Source organism: Bifidobacterium sp. M3-N-101 (genome assembly GCF_023656805.1).
Lineage (GTDB): Bacteria > Actinomycetota > Actinomycetes > Actinomycetales > Bifidobacteriaceae > Bifidobacterium > Bifidobacterium breve.
The window spans coordinates 207,428-232,386 of the sequence record NZ_JAMOKQ010000001.1; the positions used below are offsets into that span (position 1 = coordinate 207,428).

General features: G+C 56.4%; 22 protein-coding genes. 8 read left to right on the top strand and 14 right to left on the bottom strand.

The window, feature by feature from the left end:
• Nucleotides 1-455: 455 nt before the first annotated feature.
• Together upp and rlmH are read left to right on the top strand one after the other, a co-directional pair.
• Nucleotides 456-1,097, top strand: coding sequence for a uracil phosphoribosyltransferase (gene upp, locus NBH12_RS00985; RefSeq protein WP_015439273.1), 642 nt, complete (start codon nucleotides 456-458; stop codon nucleotides 1,095-1,097).
• A 235-nt stretch (nucleotides 1,098-1,332) separates the two neighbouring features.
• Nucleotides 1,333-1,812 (top strand): 23S rRNA (pseudouridine(1915)-N(3))-methyltransferase RlmH, encoded by a 480-nt coding sequence (gene rlmH, locus NBH12_RS00990; protein ID WP_003829688.1) that lies wholly within the window; start codon nucleotides 1,333-1,335, stop codon nucleotides 1,810-1,812.
• Nucleotides 1,813-1,854: 42 nt separating this feature from the next.
• Here the strand turns inward: rlmH and NBH12_RS00995 are convergent, their stop codons facing one another.
• The 3 genes from NBH12_RS00995 to clpB form a co-directional block, all read right to left on the bottom strand.
• The gene (locus NBH12_RS00995) at nucleotides 1,855-2,964 is read right to left on the bottom strand and encodes a glycerophosphodiester phosphodiesterase family protein (protein WP_014484352.1); all 1,110 of its coding nucleotides are present in this window, start codon (nucleotides 2,962-2,964) and stop codon (nucleotides 1,855-1,857) included.
• A gap of 25 nt (nucleotides 2,965-2,989) precedes the next feature.
• Complete coding sequence (gene gluQRS / locus NBH12_RS01000; protein ID WP_052788300.1) at nucleotides 2,990-4,087, bottom strand: tRNA glutamyl-Q(34) synthetase GluQRS; 1,098 nt, start codon at nucleotides 4,085-4,087, stop codon at nucleotides 2,990-2,992.
• Between the two features lie 467 nt (nucleotides 4,088-4,554).
• Nucleotides 4,555-7,224, bottom strand: coding sequence for an ATP-dependent chaperone ClpB (gene clpB, locus NBH12_RS01005; RefSeq protein WP_250819065.1), 2,670 nt, complete (start codon nucleotides 7,222-7,224; stop codon nucleotides 4,555-4,557).
• Between the two features lie 422 nt (nucleotides 7,225-7,646).
• Here clpB and NBH12_RS01010 point away from each other — a divergent pair, with 422 nt between their 5' ends.
• Nucleotides 7,647-8,576, top strand: a complete 930-nt coding sequence (locus NBH12_RS01010) for an AEC family transporter (protein WP_065464572.1) — start codon at nucleotides 7,647-7,649, stop codon at nucleotides 8,574-8,576.
• A 16-nt stretch (nucleotides 8,577-8,592) separates the two neighbouring features.
• On the opposite strand, the gene NBH12_RS01015 is transcribed toward NBH12_RS01010, so the two are convergent.
• The 3 genes from NBH12_RS01015 to NBH12_RS01025 form a co-directional block, all read right to left on the bottom strand.
• Nucleotides 8,593-9,414, bottom strand: a complete 822-nt coding sequence (locus NBH12_RS01015; protein WP_021649942.1) for a fumarylacetoacetate hydrolase family protein — start codon at nucleotides 9,412-9,414, stop codon at nucleotides 8,593-8,595.
• An 89-nt stretch (nucleotides 9,415-9,503) separates the two neighbouring features.
• Nucleotides 9,504-9,758, bottom strand: a complete 255-nt coding sequence (locus tag NBH12_RS01020) for a hypothetical protein (RefSeq protein ID WP_250819066.1) — start codon at nucleotides 9,756-9,758, stop codon at nucleotides 9,504-9,506.
• A gap of 15 nt (nucleotides 9,759-9,773) precedes the next feature.
• On the bottom strand, nucleotides 9,774-10,229 hold the full coding sequence (locus NBH12_RS01025; RefSeq protein WP_250819067.1) for a DUF4190 domain-containing protein: 456 nt from the start codon (nucleotides 10,227-10,229) through the stop codon (nucleotides 9,774-9,776).
• A gap of 170 nt (nucleotides 10,230-10,399) precedes the next feature.
• On the opposite strand from NBH12_RS01025, the gene NBH12_RS01030 reads away from it, so the two are divergent.
• Nucleotides 10,400-11,335: a hypothetical protein gene (locus NBH12_RS01030; protein ID WP_052828780.1), complete on the top strand. Its 936-nt coding sequence runs from the start codon at nucleotides 10,400-10,402 to the stop codon at nucleotides 11,333-11,335.
• Between the two features lie 107 nt (nucleotides 11,336-11,442).
• On the opposite strand, the gene glf is transcribed toward NBH12_RS01030, so the two are convergent.
• The 7 genes from glf to NBH12_RS01065 all read right to left on the bottom strand — a co-directional run bounded on the left by glf (nucleotide 11,443) and on the right by NBH12_RS01065 (nucleotide 19,886).
• Nucleotides 11,443-12,639 (bottom strand): UDP-galactopyranose mutase, encoded by a 1,197-nt coding sequence (gene glf, locus NBH12_RS01035; RefSeq protein ID WP_052828781.1) that lies wholly within the window; start codon nucleotides 12,637-12,639, stop codon nucleotides 11,443-11,445.
• Between the two features lie 308 nt (nucleotides 12,640-12,947).
• Nucleotides 12,948-13,526, bottom strand: coding sequence for an SIS domain-containing protein (locus NBH12_RS01040; protein ID WP_016462673.1), 579 nt, complete (start codon nucleotides 13,524-13,526; stop codon nucleotides 12,948-12,950).
• Nucleotides 13,519-14,619 (bottom strand): ABC transporter permease, encoded by a 1,101-nt coding sequence (locus NBH12_RS01045; protein ID WP_052828782.1) that lies wholly within the window; start codon nucleotides 14,617-14,619, stop codon nucleotides 13,519-13,521. Before NBH12_RS01045 ends, NBH12_RS01040 begins: the two co-directional genes overlap by 8 nt.
• A 10-nt stretch (nucleotides 14,620-14,629) precedes the next feature.
• Nucleotides 14,630-15,661, bottom strand: a complete 1,032-nt coding sequence (locus tag NBH12_RS01050) for an ABC transporter permease (RefSeq protein WP_016462675.1) — start codon at nucleotides 15,659-15,661, stop codon at nucleotides 14,630-14,632.
• A complete protein-coding gene (locus NBH12_RS01055) occupies nucleotides 15,661-17,199 on the bottom strand; it encodes a sugar ABC transporter ATP-binding protein (protein ID WP_016462676.1) in 1,539 nt (512 codons plus the stop codon). The genes NBH12_RS01050 and NBH12_RS01055 overlap by 1 nt, the downstream gene beginning before the upstream one ends.
• A gap of 55 nt (nucleotides 17,200-17,254) precedes the next feature.
• On the bottom strand, nucleotides 17,255-18,289 hold the full coding sequence (locus NBH12_RS01060) for an autoinducer 2 ABC transporter substrate-binding protein (RefSeq protein ID WP_052828783.1): 1,035 nt from the start codon (nucleotides 18,287-18,289) through the stop codon (nucleotides 17,255-17,257).
• Between the two features lie 112 nt (nucleotides 18,290-18,401).
• Complete coding sequence (locus NBH12_RS01065) at nucleotides 18,402-19,886, bottom strand: xylulokinase (protein WP_014484364.1); 1,485 nt, start codon at nucleotides 19,884-19,886, stop codon at nucleotides 18,402-18,404.
• Nucleotides 19,887-20,052: 166 nt separating this feature from the next.
• On the opposite strand from NBH12_RS01065, the gene NBH12_RS01070 reads away from it, so the two are divergent.
• The 4 genes from NBH12_RS01070 (at nucleotide 20,053) to NBH12_RS01085 (ending at nucleotide 23,527) form a co-directional block, all read left to right on the top strand.
• Complete coding sequence (locus tag NBH12_RS01070; RefSeq protein ID WP_014484365.1) at nucleotides 20,053-21,351, top strand: ROK family transcriptional regulator; 1,299 nt, start codon at nucleotides 20,053-20,055, stop codon at nucleotides 21,349-21,351.
• A 50-nt stretch (nucleotides 21,352-21,401) separates the two neighbouring features.
• On the top strand, nucleotides 21,402-21,737 hold the full coding sequence (locus NBH12_RS01075; protein ID WP_003829663.1) for a hypothetical protein: 336 nt from the start codon (nucleotides 21,402-21,404) through the stop codon (nucleotides 21,735-21,737).
• Nucleotides 21,738-22,084: 347 nt separating this feature from the next.
• The gene (locus NBH12_RS01080; protein ID WP_229028597.1) at nucleotides 22,085-22,396 is read left to right on the top strand and encodes a hypothetical protein; all 312 of its coding nucleotides are present in this window, start codon (nucleotides 22,085-22,087) and stop codon (nucleotides 22,394-22,396) included.
• 84 nt (nucleotides 22,397-22,480) lie between these two features.
• Nucleotides 22,481-23,527: a glycosyltransferase family 2 protein gene (locus NBH12_RS01085; RefSeq protein ID WP_052828784.1), complete on the top strand. Its 1,047-nt coding sequence runs from the start codon at nucleotides 22,481-22,483 to the stop codon at nucleotides 23,525-23,527.
• A gap of 30 nt (nucleotides 23,528-23,557) precedes the next feature.
• Here NBH12_RS01085 and NBH12_RS01090 read toward each other — a convergent pair whose 3' ends face one another.
• On the bottom strand, nucleotides 23,558-24,910 hold the full coding sequence (locus NBH12_RS01090) for a DUF2142 domain-containing protein (RefSeq protein ID WP_052828785.1): 1,353 nt from the start codon (nucleotides 24,908-24,910) through the stop codon (nucleotides 23,558-23,560).
• Nucleotides 24,911-24,959: the final 49 nt, after the last annotated feature.

Below are 24,959 nucleotides of genomic sequence, written 5' to 3' on the forward strand. Positions count from 1 at the left end.
TCCATCTCAGTGAAGCAAAACCACGATTAGACCGAAGAACCACCCCACCGAGAGCCACTCAGCGAAGCAAAACCACGAGTTAACCATGAAATCGCTCCGCTGAGCGATCTGAGCGAAGCAAAATCGTGATTAAAACGAAGTATTGCCACACTGAGCTCGACTCAGCGAGGCAAAACCGTGATTAAATCGAAAGACCACCACGCTGAAAGCCACTCAGCGAAGCAAAACCGCGATCGGCTCTAGAAAACACCTCGCTGAACCTATCTCAGTGGAGCAAAATCGCGAATAAATGGACAATCCGCACCACTGAGACTCCCTCAACGGCGCAAAACTGCGATCCAATCGGACATGTACCCCATGGAACAGGATGCGCGTGGCCCGCACGAGGCAATCCGCCCCCCCCGGGGGCAAACTCCAATTCGGCGGGTCGAGAAACTTGGACTAGGCTGGAGCATATGGAACTTCACGTTTTGAATCATCCGCTGGTTGAGCACAAGCTCACCGTTTTGCGCGACAAGAATACCCCTTCCTCCACTTTCCGCGAGCTCGTCTCCGAACTGGTCATGCTTGAGGCCTATGAGGCCACCCGCAACCTGTCCGTCGTGGCCGCACCAATCGAGACGCCGGTCGCCCCGATGACCGGCAAGAAGCTCGCCAAGCCACGTCCGATTATCGTGCCGGTGCTGCGCGCAGGTCTGGGCATGCTCGACGGAATGACCCGCCTCATGCCTACTGCCGAGGTCGGTTTCTTGGGCATGAAGCGCGACGAGGAGCACCCCACCCAGCAGGTCACGTACGCAAACCGCTTGCCGGAGGACCTGTCCGGCCGCCAGTGCTTCCTGATCGACCCGATGCTCGCCACCGGCGGCACGCTGGTTGCCGCCACGCATTATCTGGCCGAGCGCGGCGCCAAGGATGTGACCGCAATCAACATCATCGCGGCTCCTGAGGGCATTAAGTACGTTGAGGAGCACATCGACCCGTCCATCGACTTCAAGGTCGTGGTGTGCGCGGTCGACGAAAAGCTCAACGACAAGTGCTACATCGTGCCGGGGCTCGGCGACGCCGGCGACCGCCTCTACGGAGTAATTGATTAACGGAGCGTATACCGCCTTTCCTCGGCACTCGACGCACCATAGTGCGCCTTCGGCTTCGGACGGCGTCTCCGCACACGTTAATCAATTCCTCATGATTGACTGATTTTTGGACTCCCGCTGGCGGGAGCTGTCGAACGAAGTGAGACTGAGGGTGGTTGATATCGGAAACTGACCACCCTCAGTCGGCTACGCCGCCAGCTCCCGCCAGCAGGAGCCAAATCTATGGAATGACCTTATGCAGATCGACATTATTGCGCCGGGACGCGTGAAGGAACGTTACCTTCGCGATGCCATTGACGAGTACTCCAAGCGACTCTCGCGCTATTGCAAGCTCAACATCATTGAAGTCGCGGACGAGAAGACGCCCGACCATGCCTCCGAGGGCGTGGATCGCCAAATCAAGGCCAAAGAAGGCGAGCGCATAGCCAAACATCTGAAGGACGGCGCATTCGTCATTGCCCTTGCCATTAATGGCAAGCAGCTTTCCAGTGAAGAACTGGCCGCAAAAATCAATGACCTAGGATTGCGCGGTACCAGTCATATTCAGCTGGTTATCGGCGGGTCGATCGGACTCGATGATGCGATCCTACGTCGCGCCGATTTCCTGCTGAGCTTCTCGAAGATGACGTTTCCACATCAGCTTATGCGCGTGATTCTGCTGGAACAGATCTACCGTGCCTACAAAATCAACGCCGGCGAACCGTATCACAAATAATCACTGTCTTGGCTCCCCTCAGGGGGGAGCCAAGTTGCTTGCTCACACCTCGTCGGGTACAAACGCCTCGAAGATGTGACGGTCGAAATACGGCTCACATTGAGCAAGCTCCTCACTGGAACGCACGGTCCAGGAAACCGCCGTGGCGCCCATCGAGCGAGCGAGCTTGACCTGCGGCGAAGCACCACCAGTCCAGTCATACGCCACAAAATCAGGACGAGACAACCAATTAAACGCCAGCAGTCCGGCAGTCCATTCAGCCGCACCATGCTTATCCAGCTTTGCCGGCCAGCTCAACTGGCCACGGCACACCTCAGGATGATGCTCCTTGTACCAGTTCACCGCACCCGGGTGGAAGGACTCGACCACGTAAGGCCCGTCATACGCCTCGAGCAACGCATGACCCTTTTCCATCAGCTCTTCGCTGCGCTCGTCCCATGCACGATTATTGCTGAACTTGTATTCCACAATCAGCGGCGCACGACCGGCCACCACGTCCAAAACATCAGAGAACAGCGGCACATGCTGGTAATAGCCTTCCGGGGCTGCGGACGGCGTGACGACCAGAGGCGGGTTCTCGCCGGCACCCGGCAGAGGCTCAGCCTTGAGATCGCCGGACTTACCGTTCGGGAACAGCGGGATGCGGGTGAGCTCGTCGTAGGTCAAGTCCTCAATCAACCGCGAATCTCCGGCCACACGCAGCAAATCAGCATCATGCACCACAACCACTTGGCCATCCAGCGTAAGTTGCACGTCAAGTTCTATGCCATAGCCGGCCTCGCACGCGGCAGCGAATGCAGCCAAGGAATTCTCAGGCGCAATCGGACCAGTTGTATCCGCACTGCCATAGCCCGCCTTGATGGCCATGGCACGAGCGAGTGCCACATAATCGTCGTTTTCAGCGATGGATTGCCCCGTGGTATCGGACTGGGCGCTGACGGGATTGTCACCGGCGTAGTCCGCGATATCGGCAACATTCACCAAGCCGGAACCGGCATCATGCAGACCGCGATGCGCATACCAGACCTCGGGGATCGAGGGTACGAAATTGCGGCGCTTGTCATTGAATGTGCGCGGGGCCACGGCCCACACTGCGGCACCTGCGGCGGCCACGCCGGCCAGCACCACGTTTCTCCAGAGCTTCGACGACATTGGAATCCTTCCTGTTGGGCTGCCTCTAGCTTAACGCTTCTGCCAGCCATTGTGGAGTGGTTGGATCATCCGGCTTCAACGCACGGTCAGGGTGATTGGCGCGCAGCGGCTCCCAACTGAAATCGGCCAACAGATCGGCGGGTTTGCAAGGGATTGGAGCGGATTGTAAACGTAACAGCCAAGCACAATAGCCAATGATTTGTTCAGGGGTCACGCCACGGGCTCGCAGGGCTCCCATATCCAGAGAGCGTTCGCGCTTGGCTAAACGCCGACCGGCCGCGTTGTCGATGAGGGGCAAATGCACATACTTCGGGTGTTCGGCAGATACTCGTGCATCGCTCGCGCACTCCGGCCGGAATCCTCCGGCCAGCAGGCATTGGCGAATCCACATCTGCAATGCAGTGGAGCGTAGCAAATCACGGCCACGCACGATGTCGTCAACGCCCATATCCAAATCATCCACAACCACAACAAGCTGATAGCCGAACAGTCCATCAGCTCGGCGAATCACCGAATCGCCCACTTCATGAGGCAAATCGTAATGCTGTGGACCGTAAACACAATCATCAAAACTTGTAATACAGTCGGCAATTCCATCGCCACGCACGGGCGTTGACGCTTCCGATGACGTATATAGGTTCGCAAACGGGCCGTCCGACATTGCCCTCGGTTCTGGCATGGCGATGCGAACGGAGTGCTGGTCGCCGCGAGCTAGTCGGGAATGCACCTCGCCGGGATGATTGCGAAGCAAATGACGGCAGGTGCCGGGATAGACCATGAAACCGTCGCCTTCGTTGGGGGCGGAAGCCGCACGGATATCGGCACGCGAGCAGAAGCAGGGATATAGCACGCCTCGCGAGCGCAAGCACTCCAATGCATATTCGTAGCGTTCTGTGCGTTGGGACTGGAATATCGGCTCGCCGTCCCAGTCAAGGCCCAGCCAACGGAGATCATCCAGCATGAGCCGATCGGCACCGGCAATCACGCGCGGCTTATCCACGTCTTCGATGCGCATCAGCATGCGGTCACCACGAGAGCGGGCCGAAAGCCATGCGGCCAGCATGGCATACACGTTGCCGATATGCATGCGTCCCGATGGTGTCGGCGCAAATCGTCCGGTCACTAGCCCTCCCTTCGTCCGCCAACACTCACTTTCCTACCATATGCAGCAGTGAACACCTTGATATCACGGTTCTTCCACTCTTGGGAAACGCAATTGAGACGGACCGGGAAGATACTTCCGTTTCGAGGGGCTGATTTCGATGTTGCGGGAGGTCTACTTCCGTTTCAAGGGGCTGGCAGCCAAGTAGATAAGGCCCCAAAACGGCGGAATGGCGTTGCCATAAAGCCACTGATACTTGCGGTTCAATGGATGAGCAGCCCCTCGAAATGGAAGTAGACCTCCGAAAGAGGGCAAATCAGCCCCTCGAAATCGAGATAGACCCACAAAGACGAAAAGGTGGGTATGACCGCTACCATCCCCACCTGTTTAAGAGATTTTGCAGAGAAAAACCACTGTTGCGAAGCCGCCCGAACTCCCTTCAGTCAGCTTCGCTGACAGCTCCCCTCGGAGAGGGGAGCCAGTGATTGTCACTTGTCTTCGGAGACGTTGTCTACGCTCACGTCCGGATCGTCGGAGGCAATCTGGTCACTCGCCCAGGCGGAGAGCTCCAGGTGTTCGCCGCCGGTCTGGTCGACGAGCACGGTGTCGCCGTCGTGGACCTTGCCGGCCAGCAACATGCGGGCCAGCTGGTCGCCAACTTCGGTCTGCACCAAGCGACGCAGCGGACGAGCGCCATAGGCCGGGTCGTAGCCGGTGTTGGCCAGCCACTCGCGAGCCGAATCGGTGACGTCCAGCGTGATGCGACGGTCGGTCAGGCGCTGGGCCACGCCCTTGACCTGGATATCCACGATGCCGCCAAGCTCCTCGCGCGTGAGCGGGTGGAACATGACAATATCGTCCAAACGGTTCAGGAACTCCGGCTTGAAGTTCATGTGGACCGCATCCATCACGGCCTTTTTCTTGGCGTCGGCGTCCATGTCCTCGTTCACGAGGAACTGCGAGCCCAAGTTGGAGGTCATGATCAGGATCGTGTTCTTGAAGTCCACGGTCCTGCCCTGACCATCGGTCAGGCGGCCATCATCGAGTACCTGCAGCAGCACGTCGAAGATCTCCGGATTGGCCTTTTCGACTTCATCGAACAGCACCACGGAGTACGGGCGACGGCGCACGGCTTCGGTCAGCTGACCGCCCTGCTCGTAACCCACGTAGCCCGGAGCCGCGCCGATCAGGCGCGAGACCGAAGCCTTCTCCATGTATTCGGACATGTCGATACGGACCATGGCCTTCTCGTCGTCGAACAGGAAGTCGGCGAGCGCCTTGCCCAGCTCGGTCTTACCCACACCGGTGGGACCAAGGAACAGGAACGATCCGGTCGGACGGTTCGGGTCGGAGATACCGGCACGCGAACGACGCACCGCGTCGGACACGGCGGCGATGGCTTCCTTCTGGCCGATCACGCGCTTGCTGAGGTAGTCCTCCATGTGCAGCAGCTTCTCGTTTTCGCCCTGCATCAGGCGGCCAACGGGAATGCCGGTCCAGTCGGAGACGATTTCAGCCACCGAGTCGGCATCCACGCGGTCCGGAACCATCGGCTCATCAGCCGGATTCTCGGCACCCGCATCAGCAGATTCGGCGTCCGCGCTCTCCGCGGCGGCAAGCTCCTTCTGAATGGCCGGAATTTCGCCGTACAGAATCTTCGAGGCATCCGCCAGATTTCCCTCACGGGTGAACTTATCCGCCTGCACACGCAGGTCATCGAGCTTGGCACGCAGGTCACCGACCTTGTTGTGGCCGGCCTGTTCCGCATCCCAACGCGCCTTGAGGCCGCTGAGCTTCTCGCGGGTGTCCGCGAGTTCGGCTTGCAGCTTGCCCAGACGCTCCTTGGACGCGGGATCCTCGGCCTTCTTGAGCTGCATTTCCTCCATCTCAAGACGGGTCACCTTGCGCTGCAGCTCATCGATTTCCTCAGGCGAGGAGTCGAGCTCCATACGCAGGTGGGCAGCCGCCTCATCAACCAGATCGATGGCCTTGTCCGGCAGCTGACGACCCGAAATGTAGCGGTTCGACAGGGTTGCGGCGGCAACCAACGCGTCATCGCCGATTGTTACCTTATGGTGAGCCTCGTAACGCTGCTTCAGGCCACGCAGAATGGCGATGGTGTCTTCCACGGAAGGCTCGCCCACGAACACCTGCTGGAAACGACGCTCCAGCGCCGGATCCTTCTCGATGTTCTCGCGGTACTCGTCCAGCGTGGTCGCGCCGATCAGCCGCAGCTCGCCGCGGGCCAGCATGGGCTTGAGCATATTGCCGGCATCCATGGAGCCTTCGGCCGCACCCGCGCCGACGATGGTATGGATCTCGTCGATGAAGGTGATGATCTGGCCGTCCGCGTTCTTGATTTCGTTGAGCACGCTCTTCAGGCGCTCCTCGAACTCACCACGGTACTTCGAGCCGGCCACCATGGAGCCCAGGTCAAGGGAGATGAGCTTCTTGCCCTGCAGGGTGGTGGGCACGTCGCCCGCCACGATACGCTGGGCCAAGCCCTCCACGACGGCGGTCTTGCCGACGCCAGGCTCACCGATCAGCACAGGGTTGTTCTTGGTACGGCGGCTCAGGATCTGAATCACACGGCGAATCTCCTGGTCACGGCCGATGACCGGGTCGAGCTTGCCTTCCTTGGCGGCGGCCGTCAGGTCGGTAGAGTACTTCTCCAAAGCCTTGTACGAGCCTTCCGCGTCCGGGCTGGTGACTTTCGCGCCGCCGCGCACGCCGGGCACAGCCTTACGCAGGGAAGCGGCGGTGACGCCGTTTTTCTCCAGGATTTCAGCCGACTGGTTCGGCTTGCTGGCCGCGATGCCGATGAGCAGGTGCTCGGTGGAGACGTATTCGTCGCCCATCTGCTGCATTTCCTTCTCGGCCTGGGCGATGGCTGCGGTCAGCTGACGGCTGGCCTGCGGCTGCGAAGTGCTGGAGCCGGACGCACTCGGCAGCGCGACCAAAGCGTTACGCACGGCAGCGCCGATGGCCTGTGGGTCTCCGCCCGCGGCCTCGATGAGGGAGCGCACCACGCCGTTTTCCTGACGCAGCAACGCATCCATGACGTGCAGGGTCTCGACCTGCGCGTTTCCTGCGGCGGACGCACTCTGAATCGCGTCGCCGACGGCTTCTTGGGCCATAGTGGTGAACTTCTGTTCCATATCGTATTCCTCCATGTCATGCGTTCCGCTGCGTCTCGTCTTGAGGTTTCGCACGCTCTGCGAGCGCCGTAGCAGACCGCAATGTGTCGTTATCTGATATGCTCAACCGACCTGACGCCTATTCTATTCCCAAAAGTTGAGTGTAAGTGACTCAAGTTTTGGAACCCGCGCAGGTTTTCGAGTGAGGAAGGTTAGAGACGGCGCCAGAAATGGTTGAAATTGGTCTGTTTTGGGGTTGACCACTCTCAGTCCGCTTCCGCGGACAGCTCTCACCAGCGGGAGCAAGCCTAGACGGGCGTCCACAATATGCGCCGGGAGGCGAAATATGCCCCGCGACACTCCTATACTCGCACTCGGTTTGTTGTGCGCTTGAACCGCTCCCCGACTACTGCGGCTAGCGCGTTGTGGGATAAGAGAAGAACATGATTTTCCAAGCCGGTTCGCTACTGCTCGTTATTATCGGCGCCTACGCACTCAAGCACGTCCATATTTTCGGCGAACGCGATTACAGGGTTGTTCAAGGACTGGTGTTCAACCTCACGCTGCCGTGCGCGATTATCCTGTCGTTCGCCACTAACAAGCACGATATGCACATGCTGTGGATTGTGCTGTTCGGCTTCTTCGCCTGCGCGATTCCGCTGTTCATCGTGTATATCGGATCGCGTGGCGACGAGAAGAACTACCGCGCCTTCCAAATGCTCAACGCCTCGGGACTGAATCTCGGCGCGTTCTGTCTGCCGGTGGTGCAGACCTTTATGGGCGCATCCGCTGGCTTGCCGATCATCATGCTCGATATCGGCAACGCCACCGTGGCCACGGCAGGTTCACTGACCATCACGCGCACGCTGCTGCATATGGACGAGAACTTCAAATCGCTGCCGCTTATCCTGCGCCTGCGCAACATTGCCCGTGATTTTCTGAGTTCGATTTCGTTCGACATCTACATGCTGATGCTGGTGTTCATGTTCCTGCACATCACGATTCCGCAGCCTATCGTCACAATCATTACGCCATTTGCCAACGCGAACGCTTTCTGCGCCATGGCGATGATCGGGCTCATGATGGAGATTCCAGACAACCGTAAAGACAAGGTGGAGCTGGGCAAGGTAATCGCCTGGCGTATGGCGTTCGGCGCAATTATCGCCGTAGCGGCATGGTTCCTGCTGCCGTTTGACATGAGAATCCGCGAAATCATCGTGCTGGGCTCCTTTGCCCCAATCACGATTTTCTCGACCAAGTTCACCGATTCGTTGACCGGCAATGCCAAGCTCGCCGGCTTCTCATTAACAGTGACGGCCATCATCAGCTTGGTGGTGATGACCGTCTTGCACGCGCTTCTACCGGGAGCGTAAGGCGCGTTTCTGAGTCCTACGCCCGCACAATCACGTTGCGCAGATCGCCAATACCCTCGACGTGCACAATGGTCTCGTCACCGGGATCAAGATGACCGGAAGCATTCGGCGTACCGGTCATGATTACGTCGCCGGGCAGCAGTGTGGAGAAGCTGGAGATTGCGGCGATCTGCTCAGGGATGCCGTGAATCAGGTTTGCGGTAGTACCGGATGCCATCGGCACGTCCTCGCCGTTCAGCGTGAACGAAATCTCGGCGTCCTTCCAATTCAGGTCATCACGCATCACAATCCACGGGCCGAGCGGGCAGGAGGTATCGAATCCCTTGGCTCGCGTCCATGTGGGATCGATGCCCTGCAGGTCGCGCAGCGTCACGTCGTTCACGCAGGTGAAGCCGAGCACGTAATCCATTGCGTTCTCAACGGATACGTTCTTGGCAATACGACCCATCACCACGGCCACTTCAGGCTCGAAGTTCATGTCCTTGGAGCAGGCCGGGTACACGATCGGATCATCGGGGCCAATCACCGAGGTGGACGGCTTGGTGAAAATCACCATGTTCTCAGGCGCATGGGCGATTTCCGAATGGCCGGCCTCGTGCATGAACTGGGCGTGCGCCTCATAGTTCTTGGCCAGACCGTAGACCTTGGAAGGAATCACTGGAGAAAGCAGGCGGATGCCATCGCCATCAACCGGGTAACGATTACCGGTAGGAGCGACTTGGTCGCCGGCCAGCGGATGACCGTCCAGCTCGATGAGGTAGTCCTTGCCGTCCGTTTCGTCCTTCTGCACGAAGGCGTAGCGCGGCGAATCATTCAAAGAAAAACGTGCGAGTCTCATGACTCCAAGACTACGCCCAGCCCGCGCCCGGCAATGACTATTCCTCCCACGGCCGGTCAATGCCACGCCGCAGGAATCTCATCACCTATTCATTCGCTGATGGAAACCGCTGGAGAGTAGACGGTAAAAGCAGGGGACCATTCCGACACGCCATTCAGCTGCTCAAGCGCGCGATCCAAATCATCGATATCGATATCGCCAGAATCGTCGTAGTCGTACTGGTCGTCATAATAGTACGAATCATACTGATCGTCCATGTCGTCGTATCTGCTGTATGAATAATCCGACCGCAAATCATTCGTCACGGCATCGCCCATACCCAAAAAGAGACCGACGATAATCATCACAATCAGCAGCAGCTAGATGCCCAGCTTTGCCACGCTGATGATGATGCCCGCAGTGGCCAAGCCTTTGCCTTTGCCGCCCTGCCGTTTGATCTGGTTCAAGCCGATGATGCTGAAAATCAAACCGATGATTGAGGTAAAGAACGAGCAGACAAAGCCCGCAATGGCAAACCCGTTGTACTGCTGATTGGCCGCTGGGGGCATGTAGCCATACTGCTGGGCATAGGGCTGGCTGTAGTTCGGATTGTACTGCTGCCCATACGGCGTTCCGCCTTGAGCGTACGGATTGTACGGTGTCTGCGGAGGCACGGAACCGCCACCAGGATAAGTATTATTAGGCTGCTGGGATCCAGCCTCGCCGGATGGATTTGCAGCACCCGAATCGGATTCAGATGAAGGCGCCGGAGCCTGCTCGGGCTGCCACGGCGACTGCCCCGAACCGGCATAAGGATTGGTGTTGGAATCAGTCATAGCCTCTGCTCCTTCAGCTTGCGCACGCCTCGCGATGAGGCATGACTTTCATTCTATCCCCAGTGACAATCGTAACGACAGTGACAATCGTAACGAAAGACGTGCGGGAATACGACATCCCCTTTCTACAGCCCCCAGCAATCGAACTCCTACACAGTTAGACTTGTGATATGAGACATCGTCGTTTTGCCGTGGTTCTTCTCGTACCGCTGATTGCGCTACTCGCTTCTTGCGGGACGCCCCAATCTGCGCCAACCACTGAACCAAAAAAGCAGCAATCCTCGCAGACTCCCAAGAGCAACAGCAAGACGGATTCCAATCAGCAGAAGACTGTTGTTGATGACCCAACCCAGGGCGACTGGACAGACGCCTACTCCGGCCCCAGTGATCTGGACGGGGAGCTTGACGAAGCATGGCTGGATTGCGCACCGCACAATGCGCCCGATCCCGAGGCATTCTCCTGGAAGAGGTCTACAGATCACAGCAAAGTGTGGATGCACGCCACCGAGGGCGGTATGGATGGCTCGTCACAGCGCTCCTGCATGGCCGATGAACTGGATATTGCGGACACCGCAGATCTCAGCGACTCGTGGACTGTGACGTCGCTGGGAGATTATGACCGTTATCAGAAGCGCAGCGGCAACGTCATTAATATCGTCTGGCAGTACAGCGACGCAGTCAAAAAGTCGCTCACCGTGGAATCTGATTCGTATCGCGTCACCTTGCCCTACTCGTGGCACAACAAAATCACCACCTCGGTGGACGGCAGCACCATCACCGTCACCGACCGAGAACACCCGAAATATGCGCTATGCACGTTCCGAGTCTCGGATTCCAGCAACGCCGGAGACATAGGTACCAGCCTCATCCAGAAATATCAGGCCGGCAACACCCCCGTGCAGATGTGGGCCACACGATGGGCACTTGTCGCCGCCTCCGACCCGGCCTCCATTTCGGCGGACGATGCTGAAGACGTTACCGATCTGCAAACCGGAGGCACCGTTGAATATGACTCCATCTCCGCCCAGATTCGCGCCGGAGACACCTCAGGCGTATTCGCCATAGACGACTACCTCAAAGCGCACATCGCCGTCAGCGGTTTGTAGTCACCCCAAAGAATCAACAAGTCCGAAGCCGTCATGATTATCGTTGGCATAATCATGACGGCTTCGGACTTGGGGTTGGATTCGTTGCGTAATCGCGCAATCGGCTGTTACTTGGCCAGCAGCGGTGCGACCCGCTCCTCGTAAGCGGTGAGGGCGGTGTCGATCACGTTGTGCATGTCGTAGTACTTGTAAGTGCCGAGGCGGCCGCCGAACACGGTGTTCGGCTCGGCCTTGGCCTTGGCCTCGTACTGGGCGTACAGTGCCTTGTCCGCGTCGGTGTTGACCGGGTAGTACGGCTCGTCGCCGCGCTCGGCGAAGCGGCTGTATTCCTCCCACACCACGGTCTTGTCCGGGTTCTGGGAGTCGTGGCGCTCCGGGTTGAAGTTCTTGAACTCGATGGCTCGGGTGTAGGGCACGTCCGCGTCGGAGAAGTTCATCACCGGGCATCCGAAGTGGTCGCCCTCGTCGTAGCGGATCTCCTTGAAGTCCACCGTGCGCCACTTGAGGTCGCCCAGCTCGTAGTCGAAATAGCGGTCCACCGGACCCGTGTACACCACCGGCACGCCCGCGGCCTTGAGCGCGGTCTTGTTGTACGGCTGGGATTCGTCGAAGAAGTCCACGCCCAGCTCCACGGTGATGCGCGGGTCGTCGATCATGCGCTCCATCCACTTGGTGTAGCCGTCCGCGGGCAGCCCCTCCCACGTGTCCCTGAAGTAGCGATTGTCGTAGTTGAAGCGCACGGGCAAGCGTTTGATGATGGCGGCCGGCAGCTCGGAGGGGTCGGTCTGCCACTGCTTGCCGGTGTAGTTCTTGATGAACGCCTCATACAGCGGGCGACCGATCAGCTGGATGCCCTTGTCGTTGAGGTTCTGCGGATCAGTGCCGGCCAGCTCGCCCGCCTGCTCGGCGATGAGCTTCTGCGCCTCGGCCGGCGTGTAGTGCGCGTGGAAGAACTGGTTGATAGTGCCCAGGTTGATCGGCAGCGGGTAGACCTCGCCATCGTGCGTGGCGTACACGCGGTGCACATAGTTGGTGAAGCTCGTAAAGCGGTTCACGTAGTCCCACACACGCTTGTTGGAGGTATGGAACAGATGAGCGCCGTACTTGTGGATCTCCGCGCCCGTCTCCTCATCGATATACGAGTATGCGTTGCCGCCGATGTGGTCGCGCACGTCGATGATGTGCACGCGAGCGCCGGTGTGCTCCACCGCCTGCTGCGCCACCGTCAGGCCAAACAGGCCTGCGCCAACGATAACGAGATCGGGATACTGGGTGGTTTCGGAATTGTTCGGTGCACCGGCCATAGCAAGCAACCTTTCACAGGTCATGTTCATTTTCCCGAAAACCCATGTTACCCGAAAGCAAGAAAACAACCAACAAAACCAAAAATGCACATAACAACCTGCCAGCCAAAGATGAAAGCCCTCATACAATACTCGGCAACCCAACGGTTGCATAGAATTTCATAAAACCCTGAGTTCATTACTCAGCATCGTCTGCAGGGAACGACATAAAGCATTGCCTGCCCGCAAAACAAGGAAACCACCGCACCAAGTTCTGCAGGCAGACATTGCATGTCAGACGGGCGCACTAACGCCCTCGTCAAAGACCGCTACTCATAGTTGCGGTGTCGGGCCGCCATTTCCGCGTACCCAATATTATCGCGCTCATGCAGTCCGTACACGATGGCATCAAGCAGAATCCACGACGCTGTTTCCCATAATGTGCCCATGGGTTGCACAGTCGGCACCAAATCGCCAGAGCCCTTATACACAGATGCAGGAATGAACACCACATGATCGGATAAACGCGCAGCATCGCTATTCGGCACGCCAGTGACACACACCACCGTTGCACCGGTATCCTTAGCCAACTGCGCAATCGTCAATAGATGTGCGATCTGCCCTGATCCGCAGGTGAAGAAAAACACATCTCCCTCACCCAGCGCCGGAGCAGTATCATCCCACACCCAGTGGCTATCGTAGCCAAGGTGCATGAGGCGCATGCAAAACGCCCGGCAAGTAAGCCCCTCACGCCCAACACCAGCACAAACAATGCGACGCGCAGACCGCAAAACGGGGAGGACTTCATTCACCGCCTGATAGTCCAGACGATCGAAAGTCTGCCTCAGCTCGGTCAGAATACCTTCCGCCTGCGCTGCGTCGACTACACCTTTAGATAATTCACTCATTGTTAGACTCCTTGGTCTTGACCGAAGTGGAAGCAGTATCCGCCGCGACTTTCGCGGTGCGCCCTGTCCGGTTTGCTCGCAGTTCAAACGCCCGGCTCAGCACCATGACAATCACCAGAGCAGAACCCCAAGCAAGGTTCTTGACGAACGGGGAGAAATTGAGAATGGTGAATCCAGTCTGCAGCACCTGCAACATGATCACTGCCAACAGCAGATTGCCAAACCGACCACGGCCGCCAAACGGGTCAAAGCCGGCAAGCACCACGACCAGAAGAGCCTGCAACAGGTACGTTTCACCGAATCCAACACGCGCGGAATTAACTCGAGCAACCATGACCATCGCAGCCAAACCTACGAAAATGCCTGCCGCAGCATAAGCGAGGACCAACGTTCGGTTGACGCGATGCCCCGAGAACAGCGATGCCACCGGATTGGAACCGTAGAAATATAGTTCACGACCGTATCTCGTGCGGCTGGTTATCCAGCCAACAACGAGATAGCACACCAATCCGAGGAGGAACACCACCGGTACGCCGGCGACCGTAGAAATGCCCAGCATCGCGTAATCCAGCACGCCAACACCAATTGATGAACCGTTGGTTGCCGCAGAAGCTATTCCCGTAAACAACAGCTGAGTACCCAACGTCGCCACAATCGGATTGACGCCGGCTAACGAGACAAGAAGACCGTTCACCATGCCGCAAACCACCGTTGCGACGATGCCCAGCAACACCGCCACAGCAATTGAGACCCACGGCGAACCGAGACGACCCATTTCGCTTCCCGACAACATCCACGCGATGATAATTGCGGAAACGTTCATATTAGCAACCACCGAAAGGTCGATGCCACCAGTGAGCATCACAATGCCCATGGCGAGCGCCAGAAACATGAACTCGCCAATCTGGAATCCCATGGATTGCAATGTACCGACGTTGTACAGCGTATCGCCAAGCAGGATATAAAACCCAAGGCAAACCACCACAACGGCTCCATAGAGCACCTTGCTGGAACGGTCCACGCCGCTCCACCACGTGGCAATCGGGTTGCTGCGAGGACTGCGCCCCGACTTGCTTTTCGTTTGCTGTGCCATGATGATCACCTCAGACCAGGAAAGACATGTTACGACGGTTGCGGCGCTTTTCGCCGTAATAGATGACGACCACCGCCGCGACCATAACCGCGCCGATGAACAGGTTGTTCCACGAGGATTGGATACCCATGAACACCAGAGTGTTGTTCAGCAACTGCACCAAGGCAACACCTAGGAACGTACCCAGCAGGGTGCCATAACCACCAGTGATTCTGGTACCTCCAATAACCACTGCAGCAATCACCGTCAGTTCGGTACCCATAATGCTGGTCGGATCAACAAACTTGAGGTTCGAAAAAGAGATGATAGCCATCAGCGCAGCCAGCACACCCATGAGCGGATATATGAACAACTTGATGTGCAATGGCGATAATCCCGCTCGCCTTGCAGATTCCTCGGAATTGCCAATTGCATAAACACCGTGTCCCAGTGTGGTGTGATTCATCACGAACCACACTGCCGCGTATACGATCACCGCGATGAGGAAGAAGCCCGCAATGCCGTTTTCCTGCCCTTTGACGGTGAAAGAAATCACGTTCCATCTACCAAAGCTCAACATTGATTTCGGCATCTGACTTATCGTCACCGGTTTAGTGCCCACCAACGTAGTCATTAGACCATAGAAAATCGATGACGTACCAAGCGTCACAATGAACGTGGGCAATTCCAGCCAATGGATGAGCAGCGCGTTGACAGTACCGAGCAATGCGCCAATAAGCGCTGCGACAACCACGATGAACAGCATCGAATCAATACCCGTTCGCACGGCAATGACCACCGACGTATAGCCAGACATAATCGCCACCGCCGGAAACGACACATCAATGCCACCCGCAATCATGATTACATACACGCCAGCCGCGAGTATCGCCATACCGGTGCCGTTGCGAGTCAGATCGGCAAGCGTACCGAGCGAAAGGAAATTGGGGTTGATTACGGAGACGATAATCGCATATGCCACGATGATGACCATTAGGGTCTTTTCCATGGAATTGAATTTCTTGGCCCTGAGCAGCGGGACCTTATCGGCTTGCCGCGTCATCAAGCCACCTCCTTGTTAGTCGGATGGGCAGCCACATCAACTACTCCAACACCATTGCGATCAGCATTACGGTAGATGGCAGAGAAACCTGGCTTGAGCTGCTCGCCACTAAGTTCCGTGGTTACCGCACCCTGCACGAATATGGCAATACGGTTACAAACAGCCAGCAACTCTTCTTCCTCGTCGGAAATCACCAGAATGGCAATTCCCCGTGAAGATAGCTGCCGAATGATCTCGTATATCTGCGATTTGGATCCGACATCCACACCCACAGTCGGCGAGTCAAGAATAAGTAGCTTCGGCGCAGTGGCCACCCATTTTCCTAGCAGCACCTTCTGCTGGTTGCCGCCAGACAGCGATTGCGCCAGCAGCGCCAAGTCACGGGTGTTGACTTGCAGGTTCACTAATGTGTCTTCACCGATCTGACGCTCCTTTTTAACATTGACCACGCCGAATCTGCTTGAGATTCTTTCCAGCACGCTAGCCGCACTGTTCTGCAGCAGATTGCGGTCAAGAAACAGCCCTTCGCGATGCCTGTCTTCGGGCACTAAGGCAATGCCATTGGCAATAGCATCACGAGGATTGCGAATAGCTGCAGGCTGACCGTCGATAGCTATGCTGCCACCGGTCAACGCATTGAGACCGAAGAGAGTAAGAGCGGTTTCCGTGCGTCCCGATCCCAATAGACCACTCATACCAACAACCTCGCCTGCCTGTACCCTCAATGTCACATCAGACACTTTCGAAGCCTTGACATGTTTCATCTCGAGCACCGGTGTGGCATCAGCTACGATATGGTTCTCGGGAACACCAAATTCCACGTCATGCCCGGTCATCAACGCGGACAGCTTGCGGCTATCGAGCTGCGAAGCCTGATATGTACCGATTACTTCACCGGAACGGAACACCGTGATACGGTCAGCCACGGAAAACACTTCATCGAGCTTGTGCGAAATGAAAATAACCGACACCCCGGATGCCTTGAGCGCACCAATGGTACGGAGCAGACTGTCCACTTCAGTAGAGGTCAGCGCGGTAGTCGGTTCATCCATAAAGATGACCTTCGCGTTCAACGCCAAAGCTCTGGCAATAGCAACCTGCTGCTTGGACGCCATGGATAGGTTCTCCACGCGGGCGTCCAAATCGAGATCAGCGCCAATTCGCGCCATTGCTTTGCGCGATACATCTTCGGCATATTGAGGATTGATTAGCGATCTATGGTGATGAACATGCTCAGGCAGACAGATGTTATCCCGAACGCTCATGGTGCCGAACAACGAGAGATCCTGATGGATCACCGCTATACCCAGACCGATTGCCTGCCGCGCGGTTAGGCTCTCGTATGGCGTGCCATCCACCGTGATAACTCCCCCGTTGGGTGTCAGCACACCCGAAAGAATCTTCACGATGGTAGATTTACCGGAACCGTTCTCGCCGGCTAGACAGTGCACTTCACCGCCGACAATGTCCACGTTCACATGCTTGAGCGCCTGCACACCGCCAAAGTTCTTGGAGATATCCGTAGCCTGCAATCGCATGTTCATCACCTTGCTTTCTTGATTTACTGGTGGTTGGCCAAGTGGCTACGACAATCTAGAAGGGATACTTGCCGTCCGCGTAATCGCCCTTCTTCAACACCAGAGGGGCGTCACCATAAACCTGATGACCTTTGACCTCAACACTGCCATAGCCATCCGCCTTCAAATCAAGGCCGGTCTCGATGGATTCACCTTTGACCTTGTCATAAGCCAGCTGGAGCGCGGCATATCCGGCATCGGCCGGACGCCAAGTCTGTGCATACTGTACCCAGCCCTCATCGATGTAGGGCATGTCCACAGAGGGAATACCGAGAGAGGAAACGTAGATATTCTTGTTGTTGCGTTCCTTGAGCACAGCGGCCATATTGGAGCCAGCCGAAACGGAGGTGCCAAAGAAGCCCGTGATATCTGGGTGAGCATTGAGGATTTCGGTAGCAACCTTGCGCGCAGTGTCATCGTCGTTGTTGTCCTCATAGGGCTCATCCGAGACGAACTCAATGTCTGGGTAATCCTTTTCCAGCATGCTCTTGCAGGAGTTGTACCAAGCCATATGCGTTTCCATGGTCTTAGAACCGACCACAGCTGCAAGCTTGCCTTTACCACCCATGCCTTCAGCCAATGGCTTGCAGAACGCTTCACCAAAGTCCGTGTTCTGGAAGGCCTCAATGTCATAATCAACGTCGTCAGCAATATTGCTTGCCTCATGAGCGATTACGACAATGCCCTTGGCCTTGGCCTGCTTAATCACCGGCTTGAGCGCCTGTGGATCATTCGGAACCACGACAATGGCATCAACATCCTGCGAGATGAGATCTGACACCATCTGCACCTGCTTTGCCGAGTCACCCGAATCCGGTGCAATCTGCTTGACATCGACCTTGCCTGCATTGTCTTTGCCAAACTGCTCAACACCGGTCCGCATGTCATCGAACCACGGGATACCTTCTTGCTTGGCTACCAACACCATCTTGACGGTATCTCCACTCGACTTGCTGCCGCCTACCAATCCACCCGATCCACAGGCTGCTATGGGTGCGAGGCATGCGACCGCAAGCCCTGCCGCTAACGTTGTTTTCAGTGTGTTACGCATCTTGTGTCTCCTTTGATATGTAGATGCTTGTTTCTCTGATTGTTCAGTTATGACTTACGCTGATTGAGGTCGGTCGCAACCGGCCAGATGGTTAGACGTGCAGATTTCTGCTTTACAGCTGGATTCCGCTCCCATGACGCCCCACATCAGCTCGTGCCTCTGATCGGAGCATGAACCTCGACGACATCTCCTGGAAGCGTTCCAAAATAAACGGCGCATAATCGCAGATGTAATCGCTAGACAGATGTGGGGTCCATACTGGTGGCTCGGCACCACCCTCATACACCCATGCCGCCTGGCGCGCGGCACCGTCCGCCACGTATTCGCTGTATTCCGGCACACATACAGGCAGTCCGAGCACCGATGGGGCAATGCGACGCACTGCTTCGGACTGGGCTCCGCCTCCAATGAGGTTAACCTTGGTAACCGGAATACCGAGCTGCTGGAATGCACGGATTCCGACGCCCACACCACACAGCATGCCTTCAATGGCAGCTCGCGCAATGTTCGAAGTGGTGAGATTTTCGCAAGTGATGCCATGAATGGAGCCAGTGGCATCTGGATAATTCGGCGTTCTCTCTCCTTCAAAGTACGGCACCACAACTAGTCCTTCGGCACCGGGAGGTGCACATAACGCGGCCCTAGAGAATTCAGCATGGCTCATGTTGAGCAACGCTCGGAACGTGTCGACAACGCGCGAGGCGTTCAACGTACACACCAACGGCAGATAGTTTCCGCTGGCGTCCGCGAAACCAGTCACATATCCTTCAGGATCATGCGTAGCAACAGCCGACACCAGCGACACCACGCCCGACGTCCCGATGGATATAGCCACTTCTCCCGGCTTGAGACCAAGTCCAAGCGCCGCACCGGCATTATCTCCGGCACCTGGCCCGATTACAAGATTGCGTCCATCGATTTTCACTTCAGACACACGCCGCGCAGGTGAGGCGACCCAAGGCAACCGCACACGATCCGCAAATTCGGCTCCCGCCGCAAGCTCCAACAAATCCTTGCAATATTCATTATCTTGCGCGGAGTAGTAACCGGTGCCCGAAGCATCAGAACGATCCGTGACCAGTGTGTTAATATCGTTGCCGCCTAGTAGATCCCAAGTAAGCCAGTCATGTGGTAACGCCACAGCTGCGGTACGAGCCAAATTATCGGGTTCATGAGTAGCCATCCACCTGATCTTCGTCACTGTCAACGAGGCGACAGGCACGCTGCCCGTCCGATCAGCCCATCGACGTTTGCCTTCGCGTTCATTACCGTTGCCGAGTTCCGAGATGAGGTCCACCGCATCACGAGCAGATCGTGTGTCATTCCACAGAATGGCATTGCGGACCACCGCACCACGCTCATCCAACGCGACCATACCGTGTTGTTGGCCAGCTATGGATAGTGCGACCACGTCGTCCAAACCGCCAGCCTGGTGCACAGCCTCATCGAAAGCCGAGCGCCACACCTGAGGGTCAATCTCCGTTCCGCGCCTATGCCTGGCCGCGCCCGATCTCACTAATTTGCCGGTATGCAAATCACGAATGACGACTTTGCAGGATTGCGTTGATGAATCGACACCTGCCACGAGTTGCTGCATGGCCCCTCCTCAACTTCATCGTTGGGTTTATTGCTTTATGCAACATACTAAAGCAGGGAATATACTTTGTCCATTCTTGCAACAAATCGGCGTTTCGCCGCATAGTTATGAATATGTAATGACACAACACCAGCCATACCGCGAGATGTGAGGCATACTTGTATGTATGCCCTCTCACACAATTGCACCCGGCCGCAACGTAGCCGCCGGCACCGCTACCACACTGGATGCCGCCAGCGGCACCACAGTGCGCAACCATAACCTCACCATGCTCGCCAATACAGTCGTAACCGGCTCACGTCATCCTTCGCGGGCCGACCTTGCCCGCATGACCGGACTCAACCGCTCTACCATGACTAGGCTGGTAGAGCATCTCATCAGTTGCGGCATTATTCGAGAGCTCAATTCGGAAAGCACCGGGTCAGGCCGCCCCGCTGTTCCTCTCGCCCCGGCCCTACATACCTATGCAGCGATTGGCGTAGATATTTCCACAGGCTCTGTCGAGGCTTCTGCAGTCGACCTATCGGGCGAAATTCTTGCGCAGCATTATCAGCAACTCAATACCTCAAACGCCGAGAAAACATTAACTGTTGTGCGCCGCATCATTGATGATCTGCGCATGAGGGCAACAGATGCCGAGCTCACTACGGTCGGCATCACCGTAGCGTTGCACGGACTCATCGCCACCAACCACACTTATCTGCTGAGCAGCCCCAATCTTGGCTGGCACGACATTGACCTGCTGGAGGAACTGCGTAAAGCTGCGCCACAGAATATGTTGCCCCAAATCAACTTTCTCAACTCTGCCGATGCAGGCGCCTATGCAGAAACCTATCTGCGCAACAAACAGGACATTCCCCTATCGGATTATCTCTACGTCTCTGGCGGGACTGGTATCGACGCTGCAATCGTCAAATGCGGCGGATTCGACACAGGATGTCACGGCTGGGCAGGAGAACTTGGCCATGTCTATGTAGCTGAAGGCAGACGCCAATGCTCGTGCGGCAATACTGGGTGTCTAGAAACGTTTGCCGGACAATACGCTCTGATGGAGGCCAGCGGTCTGGCACCACACTCTTCTACCGGCAACTTGTTTGCCGCACTGTCTCGCAAGGAGCCAGACGCCTGTAAAGCCGTGAAATCAGCCGCACACTATCTCGGCATTGCATTAGCCTCGTTTATCAACATATGCGACATTCCCACCATTGTGCTTGATGGACTATATGCACAGCTATTTGAATATCTGGATAAGCCACTACAGCGTATGCTCACCGAGCACACGCTTTCCTCGCAATGGGCAGATATCAAAGTACTGCGATCCGTTTCCACCAGCAATTCCGTGGCATTTGGAGCAGCATGGAAGGGGCTCATCGAATTTCTCTCCACACCGGATCGCTGGCAAAAGCAGAATGATGAACAACTTGGATACTTCCCCATTACAGATACGCCGTCAGTGACAATCTGAGAGGGCGCGAACTTCAGCGAATACCTCATCAGCCATTACAGCAGCGGTTCTTGGCAATCATTCTCCCGCTTTCCCAAGTACAATGGATATGTGAAACATCGTCGTTTTACTGCACTATTCCTTGTGCCGCTCCTCACTTTGGCAACCGCCTGCGGCGCAAACCAGTCTGCGCAGACCACGGAATCACAGCCGCAGCAACAAACCAACACACTCAAAAGCAACAGGACAAGTCGGGTTCCGACTCGGCAAAAACCACCGTAGCCGATCCGCCCCAAGGCAATTGGACCGAGACGTATTCCTCACCCACCGATTTGGACGGCGAGCTGGATAAGGCATGGCTGAAATGTACGCCGCAGAACAATCCCGATCCGGAAGCATTTGCATGAAAACGCTCCACCGACCACAACAAAGTATGGCTGCACACCACCAAAGGGCAAATGGATGGTGCAACGCAGCGCTCATGTATGGCCGACGAACTCGACATTCCAGACGCCACCGAACTCACCACTTCCTGGACGAAGACAGCACTGGGTGATTACGACCGGATTCAACGTCAGAGCAACAACAGTATTGACATAGTCTGGCAGTACAGTAACGCCGTCACGGCATCGCTCAGCGCACAAACCGATTCCTACCGTGTCACATTGCCCTATTCCTGGCATAACGAAGTCAGCATTTCCGTGGACGGCAACACGATTACCGTCACGGACAAAGAGCACCCAAACTACTCGCTATGCACGTTCAAGGTCTCCAAGACACCGACGCAGGAGATATCGGCAATAGCCTCATCGAGAGATACCAAATCGGCGATATGCCCGTGCAGCTGTGGGCCACACGACGAGCATTCGGCGCCGTCACCGACCCTGCGTCTATATCCGCCGAGGACGCAGAGGACGTTACCGAACTGCAAACTGGAGACACCATTGATCACGAATCGCCGATCAGCCAGATTCAGTCCGGCGACTATTCCGGATTGTTCACCATCGACGAGTTCCTCAAGGCGCACATTACCGTCAGTAGTCTTTCGCGATTTGCGCATGACTGAACGATGATTCCGGCAAACAATATCAAGAAACATGTCATACTGGATATGTCCACATAAAATAACTGCCAGAGGAAGCACCAAGCCTTGCCAAACTCCACTCCCCTCATTTCCATCATCGTGCCGGTGTATAACGCCGAAGACTACCTGCGTTACTGCATTGATTCGATCCTGCAGCAGTCGTACACGAACCTCGAGGTGATTCTGGTGGACGATGGGGCCAAGGATTCCAGCCCGGCCATCTGCGATGAGTATGCGGCGCAGGACAGCCGCATCACCGTGATCCATCAGGAGAACGGCGGCATCGCCAAGGCCCAGAACACCGGCCTCGATGCCGCACATGGCGAGTACATCGCGTTTGCCGACAATGACGACATCCTCGACCGCTGCAATATTGAATATCTGCTGCACGCATTGCAAAACACCGGAGCGGATATGAGCAAGGCGCGTTGGCGTCAGTTCGGAGTCTCCCAGTTGGGCGAAGTGTCCAAAGAGGCCGAGACGGGCGCGCAGGCGCCCGGCAAAATCACTGTGTTCGAGCACCCGCTCGCCGCCTACCAGACCGTGTTCTGCAAAAGCCTGCGACTGCTCGGCAGCAAGCTCGGCCGCAACACCGAGGCCCGCTACTTCAACGAGGCGAACTGGTGCCGCCTGTACAAGCGCGAGCTGTGGGACGGCCTGCGGTTCCCCGAGGGCCATTACGCGCAGGATATCCGCATGGCAGGCCCCCTGTACGCCCGCATGGGCAAAGTGGCCGACATCGATTGCGTGCTCTATTACTGGCTTCAGGAGCCCGACTCAGTGACGCACTCGAAGCGAACCGCCGCATTCTGGCATGACAACGTGCTTTCCGCAGCCGAGAACTTCCAGTTCACTCTGGAACAGGGCATCACCCCGTGCCGGAACTACTTCGGCCTGACCGCCAGCGTGCGCGATGAAGGCAAAGGCCTCAAGGCGCTCGGCTCCGAAGAACTACATGACAGCGACTGGCAGAACCATCTCGATGACGTGGCCACCATGCGCGCCCTGATCAGCAAGCTGAGCATCGGCGAACGCCTGAAATGCGCGGTACTTGCCACGATTCGCTCCTGCGAAAATGTCGTATATGATAACCGCATTCACTCGATGAAGTAGAGCAATAGCCGAGCCAGCAAACCCTTATCATCAGCAAGCTAGGGCGCGCTGGCTTACCTTCCTATCGTCAACTATGACTAGTCCCAGCAGGAATACTGGCAACACCGGGAGCACATACCGTCCCTGTATTCCTTGGAACACTCCGAATCGACTCATCGATTCCAAGTCATTCCAAGTCATTCCCACAAAGAGCACGAACGCTGCTATCTCAGCAGCTGCAATCACTAGGGCCAAGATCAGGAACCGATACTTTCCCACCCATGCGGACGGTGCCATACGAACAGCCCCAGTTGTCTTCACCGTATACACCAACGCCGCAAGCCAAACCAGTACAAGCACAACCGACATCACGGTATACCAGACTGGAAGCTGAGTGAGGTGATAAGTCCCAAGAAATATCATGGAACGAACTATCTTGCCGATGGTGAGTATCGGATGGGACAGCGCAACGCTCATGTTATGCGATACATTCACTTGCGCCAACGAACTACTAAACAGCACGCTCCAGGGAAGGTACAACACCCCCATCAGCACCGCCGCAATGCCAACAAATTCCACTTTGCGCCGCACAGTCATTACCGCAGATGGCAGGAATAGCGCGGCACCCGCCACAAACGCATAGGACAGCTTCTCACATGCCAGAGCCCATGCCAGCACTCCCAATGCCACAGTGCATGGCAGAGAAATCACATGTTTGTTCCCTGCAATCGTAGCGATGGCCGCCACCATACAGGCCGAAAGCGCCACAATCATGCCGTCAATCATCAGACTCGATGCCACAAACGCCACCGGTGGAATAACTAATAGCAACGCCATCAGCGATTTCCAACGCGGCAACAGTGCAATAGCAAAGCATCCCATAATCGCATACAGTATGCTGTTGGATATTCGCGCCGCCTGCCACTGCGCATATGGCGACAGGTTCACCAGCATGGCTATTTTCATGCCAATGGCCTGAGGCAGATAATCAAGCGGGAAATATGCGTTGGACCGGTTGGATCGTGTCTCATTCGGAACAACAATCTGACTAGCTGGCATAATATCAGCGGATCGCTGCCCGTCTTGCAACGAATCACCACGCCAAGCTCGCTCCAATGCATCGAAAACCAATATATTCCCGGCACCGGGAATCATCAGCAAGCGATCATCACCCTTGAGGTACTGCTTTCTTATGGCATTACCATGTTTGTCCTTGCCCTTTACGGGAGGATTCAACGATTGACCGGTAGCCAACGCATACGTAGACAACGGATGCATGTCGGGATCTGGAATGGTAAGAGGACCGACCTGAACAACGAACATGCAGGCCTGCAGTGTGAACAACACCAGAAAAATCGCGATATTACAGGAAGACCCCTTTAACACATGCGCCACACGTTTCATGCCATCCCACCTTCCTGTTAGTCGTCCACAGTCTACCGCAAGCGTGCAC